Raw genomic sequence first — 18,381 nt, forward strand, 5'->3', positions numbered from 1 at the left:
TTGTGGTGGGTTGTGTGTTTTTATGTCGGGGTGTCGGGCCGGGCGGGGGCGGCCCGGCCCCGCGCCCCCCGCCCCCCCCCCCCCCCCCCGCGACCAGGCGGCTACCGCGTCAGCCCGGCGTCAGCCCCGCGTCGGCCCCAGGGCGGAACCGGTCACCTGGGCGTAGCCCGCGGGGCGGCTGGTGAAGGCGCCCCTGCCCTGGGTCCGGCCGCGCAGCCGGGTCGCGTACCCGAACAGCTCGGCCAGCGGCACGGTCGCGGTGACCACGACCGTGCCCGCCCGCGCCGCCGAACCGGTGACCCGGCCGCGCCTGGCCGCGAGGTCGCCCAGCACCCCGCCGACGGCGTCGCCGGGCACGGTGACCGTGACCTCGGCCAGCGGTTCCAGCAGGGCCATCTCACCGGCACGCAGCGCCTCCCGCAGCGCGAGCCGTCCGGCCGTGCGGAACGCCATCTCCGAGGAGTCCTTCGGGTGGGTCGCGCCGTCGGTCAGCGTGACCCGCAGGCCGGTCACCGGATGACCGCCGAGCGGGCCCTCGGCGAGGGCGTCCCGGCAGCCGGCCTCCACCGCCCCGACGTACTCGCGCGGCACCCGGCCGCCGGTGACCGCGGACCGGAACACGAAGCCGGCGTCGTGCTCGAGCGGCTCCACGTCGAGCACGACGTGGGCGAACTGCCCGGCGCCGCCGTCCTGCTTGACGTGCCGGTACAGCAGCCCGGACACCCCGCGGACGACCGTCTCCCGGTAGGCGACCCGGGGCCGTCCGACGGCGACGTCGAGCCCATGGGTCCGGCGCAGCTTCTCCACCGCGACCTCCAGGTGCAACTCGCCCATTCCCGACAGCAGCGTCTGGCCGGTCTCGGGGTCGGTGCGGACCGACAGCGACGGGTCCTCGTCGCCCATCCGGGCCAGCGCGGTCGCGAGCCGGTCGGCGTCGCCGCTCCCGCGCGGCTCGACGGCCACGGAGACCACCGGACAAGCCGTGACCGGCGGCTCGAGGACCAGCGGCGCTCCGGGAGCGCAGAGGGTCGCTCCGGCGCGGGCCGCCTTGACCCCGGCCACCGCGACGATGTCCCCGGCCGTCGCGCGGTCCGTCTCGGTGTGCCTGTCGGCCTGCACCCGGAGGATGCGCCCGATCCGCTCGGTGCGCCGGGCGCCCGCGTCCAGCACGACGTCTCCTCTCCTGATCGTTCCCGAGTACACCCGCAGGTAGGTCAGCCGCCCGGTGGCGGCGGCGTGCACCTTGAACACCAGCGCGGCGAACGGCGCCGCCGGGTCGGCGGGCCGCTCCTGCCCGTGCTGCTCCTGCTCGGTCCCGACCCCCGCGGCGCGTACGGGCGGCATGTCGGGCGGTGCGGGCAGGTAGGCGACGACGGCGTCCAGCAGCGGTTCGACGCCCCGGTTGCGGTAGGCCGACCCGCACAGCACCACCACGGCCTCACCACGCAGGGTCAGGTCGCGCAGGGCGGCGGCCAGAGTCGGCGTGGAGATCTCCGGCAGGGCGCAGAACTCCTCCAGCGCCGCCGGATGGAGCTCGGCCACCGTCTCCTCGAGCAGGCGGCGGCGTCGGCGTGCCTCGCCGGCGACGGCCTCCGGCACCGGGCCCTCGGCGACCGTGTCACGGCCGGCGTCCCACACCAGCGACCGCATCCGCAGCAGGTCCACCACGCCGGTGAACCCGTCCTCCCGCCCGATGGGCAGCTGGACGGCCAGCGGGGTGACGCGCAGCCGCTCGCGGATCGACTCGACCGCCGTGTCGAGGTCGGCCCCGGCGCGGTCCATCTTGTTGACGAACGCGATGCGCGGCACGCCGTACCGGTCGGCCTGCCGCCACACGGACTCGCTCTGCGGCTCCACGCCGGCGACGGCGTCGAACACCGCGACCGCGCCGTCGAGCACCCGCAGCGACCGCTCCACCTCGTCGGAGAAGTCCACGTGGCCGGGGGTGTCGATCAGGTTGATCCGGTGGCCGTCCCACAGGCAGCTCACGGCCGCGGCGAAGATGGTGATCCCGCGGTCGCGCTCCAGGGGGTCGAAATCGGTGACGGTGGTGCCCTCGTGCACCTCGCCGCGCCGGTGGACGGCGCCGGTGAGGTAGAGGATCCGTTCGGTGACGGTGGTCTTGCCCGCGTCGACGTGGGCGAGGATGCCCAGGTTGCGGATGCCGGTCGGCGGGACGAGGTGATCGCGGTTCAGGTCGGCGCGCATGGCCATGCCCTTCGGGAAGGTTCCTACGGTGGCGGGCGCGATTGGCCTGACGAGAAGACCCGGCCGGATTCAGGCCGGAGGCGACCCCTGGGGACACCCTGCGAGGACCGCAGGGGAATCCGGCGAACGGCGTGAGGAGCGGACGCGCGCAAGAAGCGGGCGCGGGCCCGGCGTGCGGCCCCGGAGGGGCCTCAGCGTGGCCTGGAGAGGTCCCAGTGCGGCCTGGAGAGGTCCCAGTGCGGCCTGGAGAGGTCTCAGTGCGACCTGAGTGCGGCTCCAGTGCCCCGCACCGTCTGACCAGGGGTGGAGTTCGTCAGGAACGTCCGATGGCGGCCGCGCGGCCGGCACCGGGAAGCGACGTAGACACCAGGATCACCTCGTGCCGTGACCGGAGGACGACGACCGCGATGCGCTGGCGCACGGTCAACTCCCCTCTCTCGGCCAAGGCGCGCGCCGCGGCGTGGCGGCGCGCGTGATCAGTGGCGAGTGTACGGAAACCATCTCGGGCGGAAAAACGGTTTTCCTCATCCGGGCCGGCCGTTGCTCAGCAGCCGAGAGCGCCGGCCAGGTGGTCGAAGCCGGTTGCGGTGAGATCGCTGGTGACGTCGGTGGCCTGGTCGGGGGCGCATGACCGGCTGGTGCCGACGCCGGGCGTTACCCGGTGCCGGCAGGACATGGTCAGGGCCGACGCGTGCCGGCGGTGAACGCGGTGAGCAGTGCGCGACCGAAATCCCATCTGCCCAGTCGGCTGGCGGAGTTGATGTGGCCGGCGAAGCCGGCGCTGACGCGGTCGAGTCGCCAGTCGGCGGCCAGGCGCAGCGCTACGTCCGGGGAGCAGTAGGGGTCGTCGTCGCTGGAAATGACCAAGCCCGGCACCTGAAGCGGTGTCGCCTTCACCGCGGTGAAGGTGGAGGCCTCGGCGGGGAACGTCGGTCCGGCGTTGTCCGGCGGGGCCACCAGGAGCACCCCGCGGATGTCGGATCGACGCCGGGCGATCCAGCAGCTCGCGGCAAGGCAGCCCAGGCTGTGCGCGACGAGCACCACATCGGCCGATGGGCTCTGCCCGACGGCCTGGTCGATCGCTTGACACCAGTCGTCCAGATCCGGTTCGTCCCATGAGGAGGGGGAGATCCGTGTCGCGGAGGGGCCCCACTCGGTCTGCCAGATGGTCTGCCAATGGTCCTCATCCGAGCCGTTGATGCCAGGGATGATCACATAGCGCATGGCTTCTGGTTCCTTCGCCGCTCACGGTAGTCGGTCAGTGCTCTAAGCGTCAGTATGAGAAAGTGATCGGGCAGAGTCGCTCTCTGCTGATGAATGGAAGGTCTATGGCTGGCGAGACGTCGGATTCATTGGATGCGGTCGACCGAGCGATCCTGGCCATCCTGCAGACCGAGGGGCGCATGGGGGTCACCGAGATCGGACGGCGGGTCAACCTCTCCCAGCCGGCCGTATCCGCGCGCATCAAGCGCCTGGAACGATCCGGCGTCATCACCGGATACCGCGCGGTGGTCGACCCCGCCCGGCTCGGCTTGAACATCCATGCCGTGATCCGGCTGCGCACCACCCATGCACGCATCGCCGCGTCCCTCGACCACTTCGCGCAGCTGCCCGAGATCACCAACGTCTACCGGCTCACCGGCGAGGACTGTTTCCTCATCGACGTTCACGCCTCCAGCGCCGAACGCCTCGAAGCCATCGTCGACAGCGTCGCCCGTTTCGGGCCCGTCACAACGTCGCTGGTGCTGCGAACCTACGAAACCAAGCCGATCGCACCGCACCGCGCCGCCATGGCTGGTCCAACCGAATAGTCCGACGGGTCGCGAGGAGGTCATAGCGCGGCCGCCATGGCGCGCAGCCGGGCGTGCGCCCCGCCCATGGGTGCGGCGCCCTTCAGCACGGCCTTGGGCAGTTTGGCGGTCATCGTGTAGACCGTGTCCACGACGTTGGCGACCGGGGTGAGCGCCGCCTGCGAGACGAGCTGGTAGGCGTCGAGCGTGGACAGCCCGGTCTCGGCGGCCAGCCACTTCGTCAGCTCCGCGTGGGCGATGCGGAACGCGTCCTCCAGCGGCTTGGCCGAGCCGGTGGTGATGATGAAGTCGTCGTTCTCCAGACGCGGCCAGGGACAGGGCGTCCCCTTGATCAGGTCGACGATCACGACCGTGTCCATGGCCGTCTCGACCGCGACCCCGCAGGTCTCGCCCTCGCCCTGGCGCGCGTGGCCGTCGCCGAAGGAGAACAGCGCGCCCTCGACGTTGACGCCCAGGTAGCAGGTGGTCCCGGCGCGCATCTCCGGGGTGTCCATGTTCCCGCCCCAGTCGCCCGGCGCGAGCGAGCTGCGCACCTCGCCCAGGGCGGGCGCCACGCCGACCGTGCCGTGCATCGGGTCGAGCGGCAGGTCCACCTCGTACGGCGACTCCAGCGCGCTGTAGCGGACGAGGCGGGCCTCCCGGTCGATCTCGTAGATCCAGGTGCGCTCCGGCAGCGCCTCGTGCAGCAGCGCGGTGGTGCCGGTGCCGGTGAGCGCGCCGAAGAAGGGCACGGTCGTGCTGACGCCGCGCGCCTCCCTCGGCTCGATGGACACGAAGTGGACGGCGAGCGTGTCCCCGGGCTCGGCCCCTTCGACGTAGAAGGGGCCGGTCTGGGGGTTGATGAACCGTGGGTCGCAGACCTCGGAGACCCGGTCGCTCGCCGACCTGACCCGGCCGGCGAAGCAGTCGCGGGTCCAGGTGGACAGGGCCGTGCCCGGTTTGATCGACATCACGGGCGCGGCGCCGCCGAAGGTGTAGGTCAGGCCCGCCGGGTCCGCGCCGGGATCGAGGTCGTACGACACCACCATGCTGTGCTCCTTCAGTCGCGCTCGACCGTGTCCTCGAGGACGATCCGGCCGATGATCTCGTACTTCACGGGGTTGCGGGCCTTGAGATAGAGGGCGAAGCCGCCGCCGATCACCGCGAAGGCGAGCACGATGTAGGGGATCAGCTTGAAGAACAGGGTCTTGGACGCGTCGCCCGCCGCCGCCTCCTGGTTCTGGAACAGCAGGAAGACGACGTACAGCATGGCGAGGCCGCCGACCAGCGGGGCGAGCAGGGTGCGCCAGAAGCTCTTGGTCTCCGGGTGCTTCTTCCTGACGTGGAAGTAACCGATGACGGAGAACGAGCAGAGCGACTGCACGATGAGGATCGCCAGCGTGCCGAGCACGGCGAGCAGCGTGTAGATGTGGATGTAGGGGTCCATCCCGGCGAAGAAGAACGCCAGCACGATCACGACCGAGATGCCGGTCTGCACGAAGCCGGCGACGTGCGGCGAGCCGTGCTTGGGGTGGGTGGCGCCGAGGGTCCTCGCGGTGCCGGGGAACAGGTTCTCCCGGCCGAGGGCGTAGAGGTAGCGCGAGGCGCAGTTGTGGAACGCCATCGAGCAGGCGAACGACCCGGTCAGGATCAGGATCTTGAACAGGTCGACGGCCCAGGTGCCGATCATCTCCTGGGTGGGGTTGAAGAAGATGCCGGCGAACTCCTTGGCGGCGATCGCCGGGGCGTTCACGCCGTTGGCCGCGACCACCATCCACGACACGAACGTGTAGAACAGGCCGATGCCGACCACGGAGACGAGCGTGGCCCGGGGGACGATGCGCTTGGGGTCGCGCGACTCCTCGCCGTACATGGCGGTGGACTCGAAGCCCACCCACGACCAGAAGCACATGAACAGGCCGAGGCCGACCGCGCCGGCGGCCAGGCCGTTGGTCGCGAACGCGTTGATCGGGTTGATCGAGGAGGTCATCAGCCCGTCGGGACCGCCGCCGTGGAACAAGGTCACGATCGCGGTCAGGCCGAGCATGAAGATCTCGGTGACCAGGAAGACGCCGAGGACCTTGGCGGTCAGGTTGATGTCGAAGTAGGTGAGGATCGCGTTGAGGGCCAGGCCGAGGAAGGCGAACCACAGCCAGTGGATCTCGACTCCGCCCATGGTCTTGAAGGTGTCGCTGGCCTGGTAGGCGAAGAACCCGATGATCGAGGCCTCGAACACGACGTACGCCATCGTCGCGAGCATTCCCGCGACCATTCCGGCGACCTGGCCGAGGCCGTGGGAGATGTAGCCGTAGAAGGCCCCGGCCGCGGTGATGTGCTTGGCCATCGCGGTGTAGCCGACCGAGAAGACCGTCAGCACGATCGTCGCGAACAGGTAGCCCGCCGGCGCCCCCAGGCCGTTGCCGAAGCCGAGCGCGATGGGCACGTTGCCGGTCATCGCGGTGATGGGGGCGGCGGTGGCGACCGCCATGAAGATGACGCCGACCAGCCCGACGGCGTCCTTGCGCAACCGGCTGACGCCCGGGGTCTCGGCGGATGTCGTCACCGCCTGTGTCTCAAAGGTGCTCAAAGCAGTGCCTCCGGGAGACCATGGTGGGGGTGGGGGATATGTGTGACATGTCACACAAGGTGCGCAAATCGTGCCACTCCATGGTTTCGCTGGGCAAGACCCTTGGTGTTTCGTAGTCCTCACAACGAGAACCGTTGACGTATACGGATCGACCGGTGAACTATTTGGTCCTACCGATTCACGGACCGATGGGACCGGGATGCTGGACTACGGGCTGTTCACCTATGCGGACAAGGACGAGGTTCTCGAGAAGTCCTCGGCGTACTGGAACCCGGGGAAGACCCAGTTCTGGATCGACTCCGGCGTTCCGCTGGTCATCGACCGCAGAGAGGGCTACTTCCTCTACGACGTCTCCGGTAAGCGCCTGATCGACGTCCACCTCAACGGGGGCACCTACAACCTGGGGCATCGCAACCCTGAGGTCGTGGCCGCGCTGAAACAGGCGATGGACCACTTCGACATCGGCAACCACCACTTCCCCTCGCTCGCCCGCACCGCGCTGGCCGAGGCGCTGATCACGACCGGTCCCGAGGGGCTGAGCAAGGTGATCTACGCGAGCGGCGGCGGCGAGGCCATCGACATCGCGCTCAAGACGGCCCGGCACGCGACCGGCAAGCGCAAGATCGTCTCCATCGTCAAGGCGTACCACGGCCACACCGGCCTCGCGGTCGGCACCGGCGACGAGCGCTTCTCCCGGCTGTTCCTCTCCGAGCGGCCGGAGGAGTTCGTCCACGTGCCGTTCAACGACCTGGCCGGCATGGAGGAGGCCCTGCGGGGCCGGGACGTGGCCGCCGTCATCATGGAGACGATCCCCGCGACGTACGGCTTCCCGCTGCCCGACCCCGGCTACCTGGAGAGCGTCAAGCGGCTCTGCGAGACGTACGACGCGCTCTACATCGCCGACGAGGTGCAGACGGGCCTGATGCGGACCGGCGAGCTGTGGGGCATCACCAAACACGGCATCAGGCCCGACATCCTCGTCACCGGCAAGGGCATCTCGGGCGGCCTCTATCCGATCGCGGCGGTCCTGGTCAGCGAGCGCTGCGCCGGCTGGCTGACCGAGGACGGCTTCGCCCACATGGCGACGTTCGGCGGCGGCGAGCTCGGCTGCTTCGCCGCCCTGAAGACGCTGGAGATCTGCAACCGGCCCGAGACCCGCTCGATCGTCCACCACGCGTCCGACGTCATCGGCCGCGGACTGGCGCGGATCAGGGACGACAACCCGGGCTGGTTCACCGGCATCCGGCAGAACGGCCTGGTCTTCGGCCTGGAGTTCGACCACCCCGAGGGCGCCAAGTTCGTCATGCGCCAGCTCTACGACAACGGCGTGTGGGCGATCTTCTCCACCCTCGACCCCAGAGTCCTGCAGTACAAGCCGGGCATCCTCATCGATCCCGTGCTCACCGAGGAGTTGCTCGACCGTACGGCCGTCGCGATCGCACGGGCCGCGAAGGAGGCTGGAAAGTGACGTCCGGGATGCTGGAGCGGGCACGCTGGGCCGCCCGGGCCTTCGCCCGGTACGACAAGGCGAGCGTGGACCGCATCGTGTCCGCCGTGGCCCGGGCCGGCGCCGCCAACGCGGCCCGGTACGCCGAGTGGGCCGTGCGCGAGACGGGCTTCGGCGTCGCCGAGCACAAGGCGCTCAAGAACGTGGCCTGCTCCACCGGCCTGGTCGAGGAGTACGCCGGCCACGACTACGTGTCCCCGCGCGCGGACGCGACCCAGAAGATCGTCTCGATCCCGCGGCCGGCCGGGGTGGTGTTCGCGCTCACCCCCTCGACGAACCCCGTCGCCACCGTCTACTTCAAGATCCTGCTGGCGCTGATGACGAGGAACGCGATCGTCATCAGCCCCCACCCGATGGCGAAGGAGTGCTGCGCCGACGCCGCGAGGACGCTCGCCGCGGCCGCGGTCGGGGCGGGCGCGCCGGACGGCGTGATCCAGGTCGTCGAGGAGCCAGCGCTGCCGCTGATCGAGTCGATGATGGCCGACCCCAGGGTCGACGTGATCGTCGCCACCGGCGGCACGCCGGTCGTCCGGGCCGCCTACCGCTCGGGCAACCCCGCGCTCGGCGTCGGCCCCGGCAACGTCCCCGTGTTCGTGGACCGCACCGCCGACCTGGAGTCGGCCGCGCGGCTGATCGTGGACAGCAAGGCGTTCGACAACTCGATCCTGTGCACCAACGAGTCGGTGCTCATCGTGGAGGACGCGGTCGCCGACCGCCTGGTCGCCCTGATGCGCGGCGCTCACCAGCTGTCGCCCGCGGACCGCGACCGGGTGCGCGAGGCGGTCTTCCCCGGCGGCCGGTTCGACACCCGGTTCGTCGGCAAGGACGCGGCCTGGATCGCCCGGGAGGCCGGCGTGCGGGTGCCGTCCGGCACCCGCGTGCTGCTCGCGCCGATCGACCGGCCGATGCCGGAGGAGCCGCTGGCGCACGAGAAGCTCTGCCCGGTGCTCGCCCTGCTGCGGGTGCCGTCCACGCGCGCCGGGATCGACGCGGCCAGGGCCGTGCTGCGCATCAGCGGCGCCGGCCACTCGGCCGCGATCCACAGCGCCGACCCCCGCACGATCATGGAGTACGGCGCGGCCGTGCCGGTGCTGCGCGTCTCGGTCAACTCCGGCAACAGCCTGGGCGGCTCCGGCGTCCACACGAACCTGCCGATCTCCATGACGATCGGCACCGGCTACGTCGGCGGCTCGTCGGCGGGGGAGAACCTCCAGCCGGGCAACCTGGTGAACTGGACGAAGCTCGCCTATCACGTGGACGCGCCGTTCGGCGACTTCGCCGGGCTCGATCCGTGGTCGCCCCCCGACGGCCCGGTGCCGCGCTACCCCGACCCGTCCAACGCGCGTACGGCTCCCGCCTCCCCGGCGGCCCCGGCGCCCCAGGCCGACGTGCTGCGCGAGGAGATCAGGCGGCTCATCCTCGAAGAGCTCGCGTCGCTGGTGAGGTCGTGACATGGCCGAGCTGCGCTCCTTCATCTTCATCGACCAGCTGCAGCCGCAGACCATGTGCTACCTCGGCACCTGGATGCGCGGCGCGCTGCCCCGGCTGAACCAGGCCGCCCAGATCATCGAGATCGCCCCCGGGCTCGACATCGAGCCCCTCACCGACGTGGCGCTCAAGCACGCCGACGTGAAGGCCGGCGTGCTGGTGGTTGAGCGGCAGTTCGGCTACCTGGAGTTCCACGGGCAGATCGGCGAGGTGCGGGCCGCGGCCGACGCCGTGCTCGACGCGCTCGGCGCGAGCGCCGCCGACGCCGTGCCGCCCCGCATCCTGGCCTCCGAGATCGTCTCCAGCCTGGACGGGCAGCACGCCTTCCTCATCAACCGCAACCGCGTCGGATCGCTGGCCCTGCCGGGCGAGTCGCTGTTCGTCCTGGAATGCCAGCCCGCGTCGTACGCGATCCTCGCGGTGAACGAGGCCGAGAAGGCCGCGGAGATCAAGGTCGTGGACTACCGCATGATGGGCGCGACGGGCCGGGTGTACCTGTCCGGCCGTGAGTCCGACGTGCGCCAAGCCGCCGACGCCGCCCGCCAGGTGCTGGGCGACCGTGCGGGAGCCGTGCGATGACCGCGCTCCCGGCCGACGAGCTGCGGCTGCTGGTCCGCGAGGTGCTGCGCGACCTCCTTCCCGCGATCTCCGCCGCGACCGGGCCGGCCGCGGCCCCGCCGACTGCGCCCCCACCGATCGGGGCCGGGACGGCCACGCCGGGGACACCCGGAAACGCGTCCGCGACCGGCGGGCGGACCGGGCACGTGTCCATGGCCACCGCGCCGGCCGGACACGTGCCCGGGGCATCCGCCGGGACCCTCGGCCGGACGCCCGCGGCCGAACCGGTCGTGATCGGCGGCGACGACGACCTCAACGCGTTCGCGCTGCGGGTCCTCGACCTCGCGGCGGACCCGGCCCGCGCCGCCGCCCTGCGGTCAGGACGGCTGCGGTTCCGCCTGGCCGGGCCCGCCGCCGCCCAGTCCGTTCAGCCTGCCCAGTCCGTTCAGCCCGTTCAGCCCGTTCAGGCGGCCGTACGGCAGGAGGTCGTGCGGCACGAGAAGGGGGCCGTCACCGAGCGGCACGTCGCGGCGGCCGCCGCGGCGGGCGCCCGGCTGGTCCTCGGCCGCCGCGCGGTGCTCACGCCGCTCGCCAGGGAACGGGCCCGCGCCTGCGGGCTCACCGTGGAGAGGGAGGACTGATGCTGCGCGGCACCGTCACGTCGAGCGTGTGGTCCACCAAACGGGTCGAGGGCATCCCGGCCGGCGCGTTCCTCGAGGTCGAACTCGACGGGGGAGCCCGGCTGATCGCCTTCGACGTGCTCGGCAGCGGCATCGGCGAGCGGGTCCTGATCGTGCAGGGCTCGGTCGCCGCCTCCTGGTTCCCCGCCCAGAAGTCCCCGCCGATCGACGCACTGATCATCGGCTCCATCGACGAAACCGTCTAACCGAAGGAGAAGGCACATGGCCAACAACGCGATCGGCCTGATCGAGACCAAGGGCTACGTGGCTGCGCTCGCCGCCGCCGACGCCATGGTCAAGGCGGCCAACGTCACGATCGTCGGACGCGAGCAGGTCGGGTCGGGACTGGTGGCCGTCACGGTCATCGGCGACGTCGGCGCGGTCAAGGCCGCCACCGAGGCCGGGGCGGAGACCGCCTCGAACGTCGGCGAGCTGGTCTCCGTGCACGTCATCCCGCGCCCGCACGCCGACCTCGCCCGCGCGTTCGACCTCTCGACCGGTGAGTAGCGCCGCCCCTGCCCCCCGTTCCCGCGCGCGTGCCGCCGCCAAGGCGGCCCCCGCGGAGCGGCGTACGGCCGAGCTGCGGGTCTACCTGCTGGTGGAGAACCTGCGGCGGCAGTTCACCGCGGCGATGGCCGCGCCCACCCGGGCCCGGGGTTACCCGCCGTACGAGGGGCAGCACGCACTGATCGTGGAGGTCGCCCCCGGCCTCGCGATCGAGCGGGTCATCGACCTCGCCCTGCGCGCCGTGCCGTCCGTCGAGCCCGGCATCCTGTTCGTCGAGCGGCAGTTCGGCGTGCTGGAGGTGCACGGCTCCTCACTGGACGACGTACGGCGGGCCGGGCAGGCGATCCTCGACGGCATCGGCGCCTCGGCGGGCGACCAGTTGCGGCCCCGGATCCTCTACACCGACGTCATCGAGGACATCACCGACCAGCATGCGGTGCTCGTCAACCGCAACCGGCAGGCCTCGATGGTCCTGCCGGGGGAGACGCTGCTGGTCTGCGAGATGACCCCGGCGCTGTTCGCGACCGTGGCGGCCAACGAGGCCGAGGCGGCGGCGCCGGACATCACACTCGTGGACGTGCAGATGATCGGGTCGGCCGGACGGCTCTACATCAGCGGTCGCTCCTCCTCGGTGCGTACGGCCAGGGACGCCATCGTCCGCGTCCTCGAAGCCGTCGAGGGCCGCGACCACTGACCACAGCCGGGCACACCGAGCGACGCGGGAAACACGGAGCGACCCGACGAGCGATGCGGGAAACATCGAGCGAGCCGGAGGGGCGCGCCGCCGGTCTGGACTGAGGAGCCGCGCGGGAGCGAAGCGACCAAGCGGTGACGAGGGCCGTGTGCCCTGCGCGCCTCCGGCACGACCAGGCGGACGTGAGCGACCCGACGAGCGATGCGGGAAACACAGCGGGGGAAGATCTGACGGACACTTCCACAGGACCCATTAGGAGAACGCATGCAGGTCCACGACCTGTCCGGCGGCGACGACGTCCTCGTTCGCATCGAGGGGGTCGCCCGCCGCGCCCTTCGGCACTACGACGTTTCCCCCGACGCATCCGTGACGCTGCTCAACGTCTCGGAGAACGCGACCTTCACGGTCGGTGACGGCGGGCACCGGGCGATCCTGCGGGTCCACCGGCTCGGCTACCACTCGCTTGAGGCCATCGCCAGCGAGCTCGCCTGGCTCGACGCGCTGCGCGACGAGGCCGGGATCGTCACGCCGCGTGTGCTGCCCGCCCGCGACGGGTCGCGCGTCGTCACCATGCGGGAACCGGGCTCCGAGCCCCGCCACTGTGTGATGTTCGAGTTCCTGCCCGGCGCCGAGCCGGCCGAGGACCGGCTGGTGGAGGAGTTCGAACGGCTGGGCGCGCTGACCGCCCGCATGCACCGCCACGCCCGTGCCTGGGCGAGGCCGGCGTCTTTCACCCGCTTCCACTGGGATCTGGACGCCGCCTTCGGCCCGCGGGCGCGGTGGGGCAGGTGGCAGGACGGCGTCGGCGTGGACCGGGAGGCGCACGCCGTGCTCGCCCGGCTCGAGGCGGAGTTGCGCCGCAGGCTGGAGCGGTTCGGCAAGGGCCCCGACCGGTACGGGCTCATCCACGCCGACCTGCGCCTGGCCAACCTCCTCGTGGACGGCCAGGCGGGTACCAGCGTCATCGACTTCGACGACTGCGGCCTCGGCTGGTACCTCTACGACCTCGGCGCCGCCGTCAGCTTCATCGAGCACCGGCCGGAGGTGCCGCACATGGCGGAGTCGTGGGTGCGCGGCTACCGGTCCGTGCTCGACCTCCCGAAGGAGGACGAGGCCGAGGTCTGGACGTTCGTCATGTTCCGTCGTCTCCTCCTCGTCGCGTGGATCGGCTCCCATTCGGCCGCCGACGTCGCCAGGGAACTCGGCGCCGGCTACACCCAGGGCAGCTGCGAGCTGGCCGAGCGCTATCTCAGCGGATCACTCTAAGGAGTCCATGTGTTCACCCCAGTGGCCGGGCGGTCGGTCGTCGTGACCGGCGGCAGCAAGGGCATCGGCAAGGGCATCGCGCGGGTCTTCGCCCGCGCCGGCGCGAACGTCCTCATCGCGGGCCGCGACGAGGGGGCGCTGAAGGCCGCCGCCGCCGAGATCGGCGCGTCGTACGTGGTCGCGGACGTGTCCAGGGCCGCGGACTGCGAGCGCATCGCCGAGACGGCGGCCGAGCGGCACGGCGGCGTCGACGTGCTGTGCGCCAACGCCGGCATCTTCCCCGACAAAAAGCTCGCCGAGATGACCGAGGCCGACATCGACGAGGTCTTCGGCGTCAACCTCAAGGGCACCATGCTCTGCGTCCGCGCGTGCCTGCCCGCGCTTGAGGCGTCCGGCCACGGGCGGGTCATCCTCACCTCCTCCATCACCGGTCCTTTCACCGGTCTGCCGGGCTGGTCGCACTACGGCGCCAGCAAGGCGGGGCAGCTCGGGTTCATGCGCACCGCCGCGGTCGAACTGGCGCCGAAGGGCATCACGGTCAACGCCGTCCTGCCCGGCAACATCCTGACGGAGGGACTGGCCGACCTGGGGGACGACTACCTGCGGGGGATGGAGGCCGCGATCCCGATGCGCCGTCTCGGCTCGGTCGAGGACATCGGCAACGCCTGCCTGTTCCTCGCCACGGACGAGGCGGCGTTCGTCACCGGGCACTCGCTGGTCGTGGACGGCGGCCAGGTCCTGCCGGAATCGCAGGATGCGATGACCGGGTTGTGATTCAATCGGGCCGACCGTGCTCTGTCATGGTTCGTCCCTGTGAGGCGGAAAGGGTGAGCAGGTGTCCCGCGACCTGGATGGCGAAAGCGCGGTCGAGGCGGTGCGGCGGGAGGTCCTTCGGCTCATCACGAGCGGCGAGCTCCGGCCGGGCCAGCGGCTCGGCTCGGAGCGCGAGCTGTCCACACGGATGGGCGTCAGCCGTACGACGCTGCGGCAGGCGCTCGGGCTGCTGGAGCAGGCGGGCGCGGTGCGCCGGGTGCCCGGCAGGGGCGGCGGGACGTTCGTCAGCGGCGGCAAGGTGGAGCGCGACCTGTCGAGCGTGGTCGGCGTGCCGGCGCTGCTGCGCGAACAGGGCTTCACCGCGGGATCGCGGGTGGTCAGGGCCACGATCGCGGGCGCCGACGAGGCGACCGCCGCGGCCCTGGGCATACAGCCGGGCGACCTGGTGACCGAGATCGTCCGCATCAGGTTCGCCGACGGGGTGCCGCTCTCGCTGGAACAGGCCCGGTTCCCCGCGCTGCGCTTCCCCGGGCTGCTGGAGCAGCCCCTCGGCGGGTCGGTCTACGAGCTGCTCGCCGACCGGTACGGCGTGCGCCCCGCCGACGCGCTCGAACGCATCGAGGCGGTGGCCGCGGGCGAGGAGGAGGCGGCGGTGCTCGGTGTGGAGCCCGGCGTGCCCGTCCTGGCCATCACCCGCACGACCTCCGACGAGCAGGGCCGGCCCTTCGAGTTCTCCCAGGACGTCTTCCGGGGCGACCGCACCCGCGTCCTCGTCCACGTCAGCGGCGCCACCGGCGCCACCCACTCCGCCCGCGAACAGGGCAGGCTCGTGCGATTCCCGGAGGTGACGGGGTGACGGCGCACGCGGCTCCCTGGGTGGTGCGGGTGGCGAGCGCGCCCGTCAACTTCGGCGTCTACCGGGCCGACAGCGCGCCGCTGGAGCCGGAGGAGATGCTCGCGACGATGCGCGAAGCCGGCTACCACGGCACCGACTCCGGGCCGATCGGCTACCTGGGCACGGCGCCGATCCTTCCCGAGCGGCTCGCGGCGCAGGGTCTCGGGCTCGCCGGCGGCTGGGTGGACCTGCGCTACGACGACCCGGACGGCTTCCGCGAGGACCTGGCCGCCCTCGACGCCGCCCTCGACGTGTTCGCCGCCGTCCGCGACGCCGCGACCGGAGCGGCCGACCCGAGGTTCGCGCCGCGGCCGACACTCGCCTGCCCGGACCGGCCCGAGCGGTTCGCGCGTCCCGGCATGCCGGCCGACCACCGGCTCTCCCTGTCCGACGCCGACTGGCCCGCCTACGCCGGACGGATCGGCCAGGCGGCGGCCCGCTGCCGCGACCGCGGCCTGGAACCCGTCTTCCACCACCACCTGGGCACCGACGTGGAGACGCCCGAGGAGATCGAGCGGCTGCTCGCCTCGACGGACGTCTCGCTGTGCCTGGACACCGGGCACCTGTGGCTGGCCGGGGGCAACCCCGTGGCGGCCATCCGCGACTGGTCCTCGCGCATCCGCCAGGTGCACGTCAAGGACGCCTCCCGCGACGTCCTCGCCCGGATCCGCGGCAGCGGCGGCGACCTGTGGGACCTGGTCGCGGCGGGCGGCTTCCCGCCGCTCGGGCAGGGCGACCTTGACCTGCCCGCCGTGCTGGCCGAGCTGCGGCGGTCGGGTTATGAGGGCTGGATCGTGGTGGAGCAGGACGTCGCGGCCTTCCGCGCCTCGGACACCGAGGCCCTCGCGCGGGCCGTCGCCGACCAGCGGGCCAACCGCGCCGCGTTCGGCGAGGCCCTCCGCGCCGCCGGCCTCGCCTGATCGTGCCCCGCCTGGTCCTGCCCCGCCGGGCGCGCGCCGGAGGCAGAACGGGACGACGATGGCGGTATGACGACCGCAGCGAATTACGCCGAGTTCGCCGCACGAGAGGCGCACGGCGTGTCCCCGGCGTACGAGCGCCTGGCGCTCGCGGTCTCCCGCGACCGCGAGATGCTCGCGCTGCTCGGCGCGCTCCCGCCGGCGAAGCGGCAGCCGAATCTGCTGTTCGCCGTCGTACGGTTCCTCGGCGGCCCGGTCGAGGACCCCGCCGCGTTCCGTGACCACACCCTGGGGAACTGGCCGGCGGTCGAAGCGGAGATGCGCACCCGGGCCACGCAGACGAACGAGGCCGGGCGGTGCGCGGTGCTGCTGCCGGTGCTCGCCGCGCTGCCGCAGCCGCTCGCGCTGCTGGAGGTCGGGGCCTCGGCCGGGCTGTGCCTCTATCCCGACCGTTACGCCTACCGCTACGGCGACCACCTGGTCGGCTCCGGCGAACCGGTCCTGGACTGCGCCGCGACCGGGGTGGCGCTGCCGGCCCGTGTGCCCGACGTGGTGTGGCGGGCCGGTCTGGATCTGAACCCGCTCGACGTGACCGATCCCGCCGACGTCGCGTGGCTCGACGCCCTCATCTGGCCGGAGCACGAGCGGCGGCGGGCCCGGCTGAGGGTGGCGGCGGCGGTCGCCGCGGCCGAGCCGCCGCTGCTCGTGCGCGGCGACCTGGCGGACGACCTGCCGGAGCTGGCCGCGAAGGCTCCGGCAGGCGCCACGCTGGTCGTGTTCCACACCTCGGTGCTGTACCAGGTGCCGGCGCCGCGGAGGGCGGCGTTCGCCGAGGCGGTCCGCGGGTTGCCGGGGCACTGGATCGCGAACGAGACCCCGGATGTGCTGCCGCACCCTGGTCCACCGCACCCTGGTCTATCGCGCCCTGGTCTACCGGAGCCGCCAGGCGGGGCGCTGTACAACGTGCTCGCGCTGGACGGGACGCCGCTCGCCTGGACCCTGTCGCATGGGCAGGCCATGACCTGGTTCGCGTGACCTCGCCCGCGTCACTGGCCGCGGCGCAGCCTGCGCAGGAACCCCAGGAGACCGGACCTCGGGCGCCCGTCGCCGCCGTCCTCCCCGCCGTCCTTCAGCTCCGGCGGCGACGGCTCACCGCTGGATTCTGGCCGGGGCGTGCCGGGGAAACTCCGGCTGAGCTCGTAGTGGACGGGCAGCGAACGCAGCGCGCGGACGAAGGGGGAGGGACGCCAGGGAAGCCGGTCGGCCGGAAGCGCCGGCTTCAGCGTGGAGAATCGGTCGAGCAGGCGGCGCACCGCGATCGTGGACATCTGCGTGGCCAGCCGCTGGCTCGGGCACCTGTGCGGGCCCGCGCCCCACGCCAGGTGGGCGCGGGTGCTGCGGACGGTGTCGCGGGCGAGCGCTCCGGCGAACCGCGGGTCGGCGTGCGCGCCCGCGATGGACAGCATCACCGGGTCGCCGGCCGCGATCGTGAAGCGGCCGAGTTTCACGTCCGTCCTGGCGTAGCGGAAGGTCAGGTTGGCCAGCGCCGGGTTGCCCAGGGCCACGCGGTTGACCACCTCCTCGATCGCGCCGACCGACACGCTCTCCCTGAGCCGGGGGTTGGTCACCGCCTCGAGGATGACGTTGCAGATCAGGCTGCCGGTGAAGTCGAGGAAGCCGGACAGCATCATCAACTCGCGGGCGAGTTGCTCGTCGGTGAGGTCCGGCTTCGCCTCGATCATGTACGACGGCAGGTCGTCGCCGCGCCGCTGCCGTTTGACCGTCGCCAGTTCGAGGAGGGCGGCGTTCAACCGCTGGTAGGCCCCGGCGGAGTCGGGGCCGTCCAGCAGGCGCCACTGGTCCTCCACCATGTCCTCGCCCCGCTCGATGGTGACGCCGAGCAGGTGGTTGGCGACGAGCAGCGGGAACGGCCGCCCGTACTGGGTGGCGAGGTCGGCCTGCCCGGTGGGCCCGCCCTCCGCCATCACGCCCACGAGGTCGTCGCAGTATCTCACCATGGCGCGTTCCAGCCGCTGCGCGTGCTCGCTCGCGGGATCCTGGAACGGCCGCAGCCCCGCGATCCAGGCGCCGCGCAGACCCCGGTGCCTCTCCCCGTCGTGGAAACCCGAGTTGTCGGCCTGCAGGAGGGCGAGCAGCGGCCAGTCGGCGGGAAGGCGCCCCTCCGCGTACGCCCGCCAGTTGTCCGCGCGCTTGCTCCACACCTCACGCGGGTTCTGCATGACGTGCAGCACCTCGTCGTAGCCGAGCACGAACCAGACCGGAACGCCGAGGACGTCGACCGGGGCCACCGGGCCATATCTGGCGCGCAGGCGCTCGTGCACGACGGCGGGGTCGGCCTCGTAGTCCCCGGTGAGCAGGGACTCCAGCGGCAACGAGATGAGCCCTTCCACGGCCGACACCGGCCATCTTTCGGAGATCAAGGGCTGCGCCTGCCTTTCCTGCCACATGTCGGCCATGGGCGGCGATCTTAGAGCGTCCGCCCGCGAATG

The 18,381-nt window shown here is 72.0% G+C and carries 18 protein-coding genes; 13 read left to right on the forward strand and 5 right to left on the reverse strand.

Features of this window, described 5'->3' with window-relative positions; all coding sequences use genetic code 11:
• Positions 1-120: 120 nt before the first annotated feature.
• The gene (gene fusA / locus ABZ860_RS40300) at positions 121-2,208 is read right to left on the reverse strand and encodes an elongation factor G (RefSeq protein ID WP_357231217.1); all 2,088 of its coding nucleotides are present in this window, start codon (positions 2,206-2,208) and stop codon (positions 121-123) included.
• Positions 2,209-2,886: 678 nt separating this feature from the next.
• Positions 2,887-3,432: an alpha/beta hydrolase gene (locus ABZ860_RS40305; protein WP_357231219.1), complete on the reverse strand. Its 546-nt coding sequence runs from the start codon at positions 3,430-3,432 to the stop codon at positions 2,887-2,889.
• 104 nt (positions 3,433-3,536) lie between these two features.
• Here ABZ860_RS40305 and ABZ860_RS40310 point away from each other — a divergent pair, with 104 nt between their 5' ends.
• Positions 3,537-4,019 (forward strand): Lrp/AsnC family transcriptional regulator, encoded by a 483-nt coding sequence (locus ABZ860_RS40310; protein WP_357231222.1) that lies wholly within the window; start codon positions 3,537-3,539, stop codon positions 4,017-4,019.
• 20 nt (positions 4,020-4,039) lie between these two features.
• Here ABZ860_RS40310 and ABZ860_RS40315 read toward each other — a convergent pair whose 3' ends face one another.
• Together ABZ860_RS40315 and ABZ860_RS40320 are read right to left on the reverse strand one after the other, a co-directional pair.
• Positions 4,040-5,047, reverse strand: a complete 1,008-nt coding sequence (locus ABZ860_RS40315) for an acetamidase/formamidase family protein (protein ID WP_357231225.1) — start codon at positions 5,045-5,047, stop codon at positions 4,040-4,042.
• A gap of 11 nt (positions 5,048-5,058) precedes the next feature.
• Positions 5,059-6,561, reverse strand: a complete 1,503-nt coding sequence (locus ABZ860_RS40320; protein WP_357231228.1) for an APC family permease — start codon at positions 6,559-6,561, stop codon at positions 5,059-5,061.
• A 223-nt stretch (positions 6,562-6,784) separates the two neighbouring features.
• Here ABZ860_RS40320 and ABZ860_RS40325 point away from each other — a divergent pair, with 223 nt between their 5' ends.
• From ABZ860_RS40325 to ABZ860_RS40380, 12 genes are all read left to right on the forward strand, one after another.
• Complete coding sequence (locus tag ABZ860_RS40325) at positions 6,785-8,053, forward strand: aminotransferase class III-fold pyridoxal phosphate-dependent enzyme (protein ID WP_357231231.1); 1,269 nt, start codon at positions 6,785-6,787, stop codon at positions 8,051-8,053.
• A complete protein-coding gene (locus ABZ860_RS40330; protein WP_357231234.1) occupies positions 8,050-9,543 on the forward strand; it encodes an aldehyde dehydrogenase family protein in 1,494 nt (497 codons plus the stop codon). Before ABZ860_RS40325 ends, ABZ860_RS40330 begins: the two co-directional genes overlap by 4 nt.
• Position 9,544: 1 nt before the next feature.
• Positions 9,545-10,159 carry a BMC domain-containing protein gene (locus ABZ860_RS40335; protein ID WP_193203141.1) on the forward strand — a complete coding sequence of 205 codons (615 nt, stop codon included), beginning with the start codon at positions 9,545-9,547 and terminating at the stop codon, positions 10,157-10,159.
• A complete protein-coding gene (locus ABZ860_RS40340) occupies positions 10,156-10,779 on the forward strand; it encodes a hypothetical protein (protein WP_357231238.1) in 624 nt (207 codons plus the stop codon). Before ABZ860_RS40335 ends, ABZ860_RS40340 begins: the two co-directional genes overlap by 4 nt.
• Positions 10,779-11,024 (forward strand): EutN/CcmL family microcompartment protein, encoded by a 246-nt coding sequence (locus tag ABZ860_RS40345; RefSeq protein WP_079317478.1) that lies wholly within the window; start codon positions 10,779-10,781, stop codon positions 11,022-11,024. Before ABZ860_RS40340 ends, ABZ860_RS40345 begins: the two co-directional genes overlap by 1 nt.
• 16 nt (positions 11,025-11,040) lie before the next feature.
• Entirely contained in the window at positions 11,041-11,325 is a 285-nt protein-coding gene (locus ABZ860_RS40350) for a BMC domain-containing protein (RefSeq protein WP_139575266.1), read from the forward strand.
• Positions 11,318-12,019, forward strand: coding sequence for a microcompartment protein (locus tag ABZ860_RS40355; RefSeq protein ID WP_357231241.1), 702 nt, complete (start codon positions 11,318-11,320; stop codon positions 12,017-12,019). Before ABZ860_RS40350 ends, ABZ860_RS40355 begins: the two co-directional genes overlap by 8 nt.
• 264 nt (positions 12,020-12,283) lie before the next feature.
• Positions 12,284-13,285, forward strand: coding sequence for a phosphotransferase (locus ABZ860_RS40360; protein ID WP_357231244.1), 1,002 nt, complete (start codon positions 12,284-12,286; stop codon positions 13,283-13,285).
• A gap of 9 nt (positions 13,286-13,294) precedes the next feature.
• On the forward strand, positions 13,295-14,059 hold the full coding sequence (fabG, locus tag ABZ860_RS40365) for a 3-oxoacyl-ACP reductase FabG (protein ID WP_357231247.1): 765 nt from the start codon (positions 13,295-13,297) through the stop codon (positions 14,057-14,059).
• A gap of 61 nt (positions 14,060-14,120) precedes the next feature.
• The gene (locus ABZ860_RS40370; protein WP_357231250.1) at positions 14,121-14,915 is read left to right on the forward strand and encodes a GntR family transcriptional regulator; all 795 of its coding nucleotides are present in this window, start codon (positions 14,121-14,123) and stop codon (positions 14,913-14,915) included.
• Positions 14,912-15,874, forward strand: a complete 963-nt coding sequence (locus ABZ860_RS40375) for a sugar phosphate isomerase/epimerase (protein ID WP_357231253.1) — start codon at positions 14,912-14,914, stop codon at positions 15,872-15,874. The genes ABZ860_RS40370 and ABZ860_RS40375 overlap by 4 nt, the downstream gene beginning before the upstream one ends.
• A 66-nt stretch (positions 15,875-15,940) precedes the next feature.
• Positions 15,941-16,906 carry a DUF2332 domain-containing protein gene (locus ABZ860_RS40380; protein WP_357231256.1) on the forward strand — a complete coding sequence of 322 codons (966 nt, stop codon included), beginning with the start codon at positions 15,941-15,943 and terminating at the stop codon, positions 16,904-16,906.
• Positions 16,907-16,917: 11 nt separating this feature from the next.
• On the opposite strand, the gene ABZ860_RS40385 is transcribed toward ABZ860_RS40380, so the two are convergent.
• Complete coding sequence (locus ABZ860_RS40385) at positions 16,918-18,348, reverse strand: cytochrome P450 (RefSeq protein ID WP_357231259.1); 1,431 nt, start codon at positions 18,346-18,348, stop codon at positions 16,918-16,920.
• Between the last annotated feature and the right edge of the window lie 33 nt (positions 18,349-18,381).

The sequence above is a fragment of the Microbispora sp. NPDC046973 genome, from assembly GCF_040644495.1.
GTDB lineage: Bacteria > Actinomycetota > Actinomycetes > Streptosporangiales > Streptosporangiaceae > Microbispora.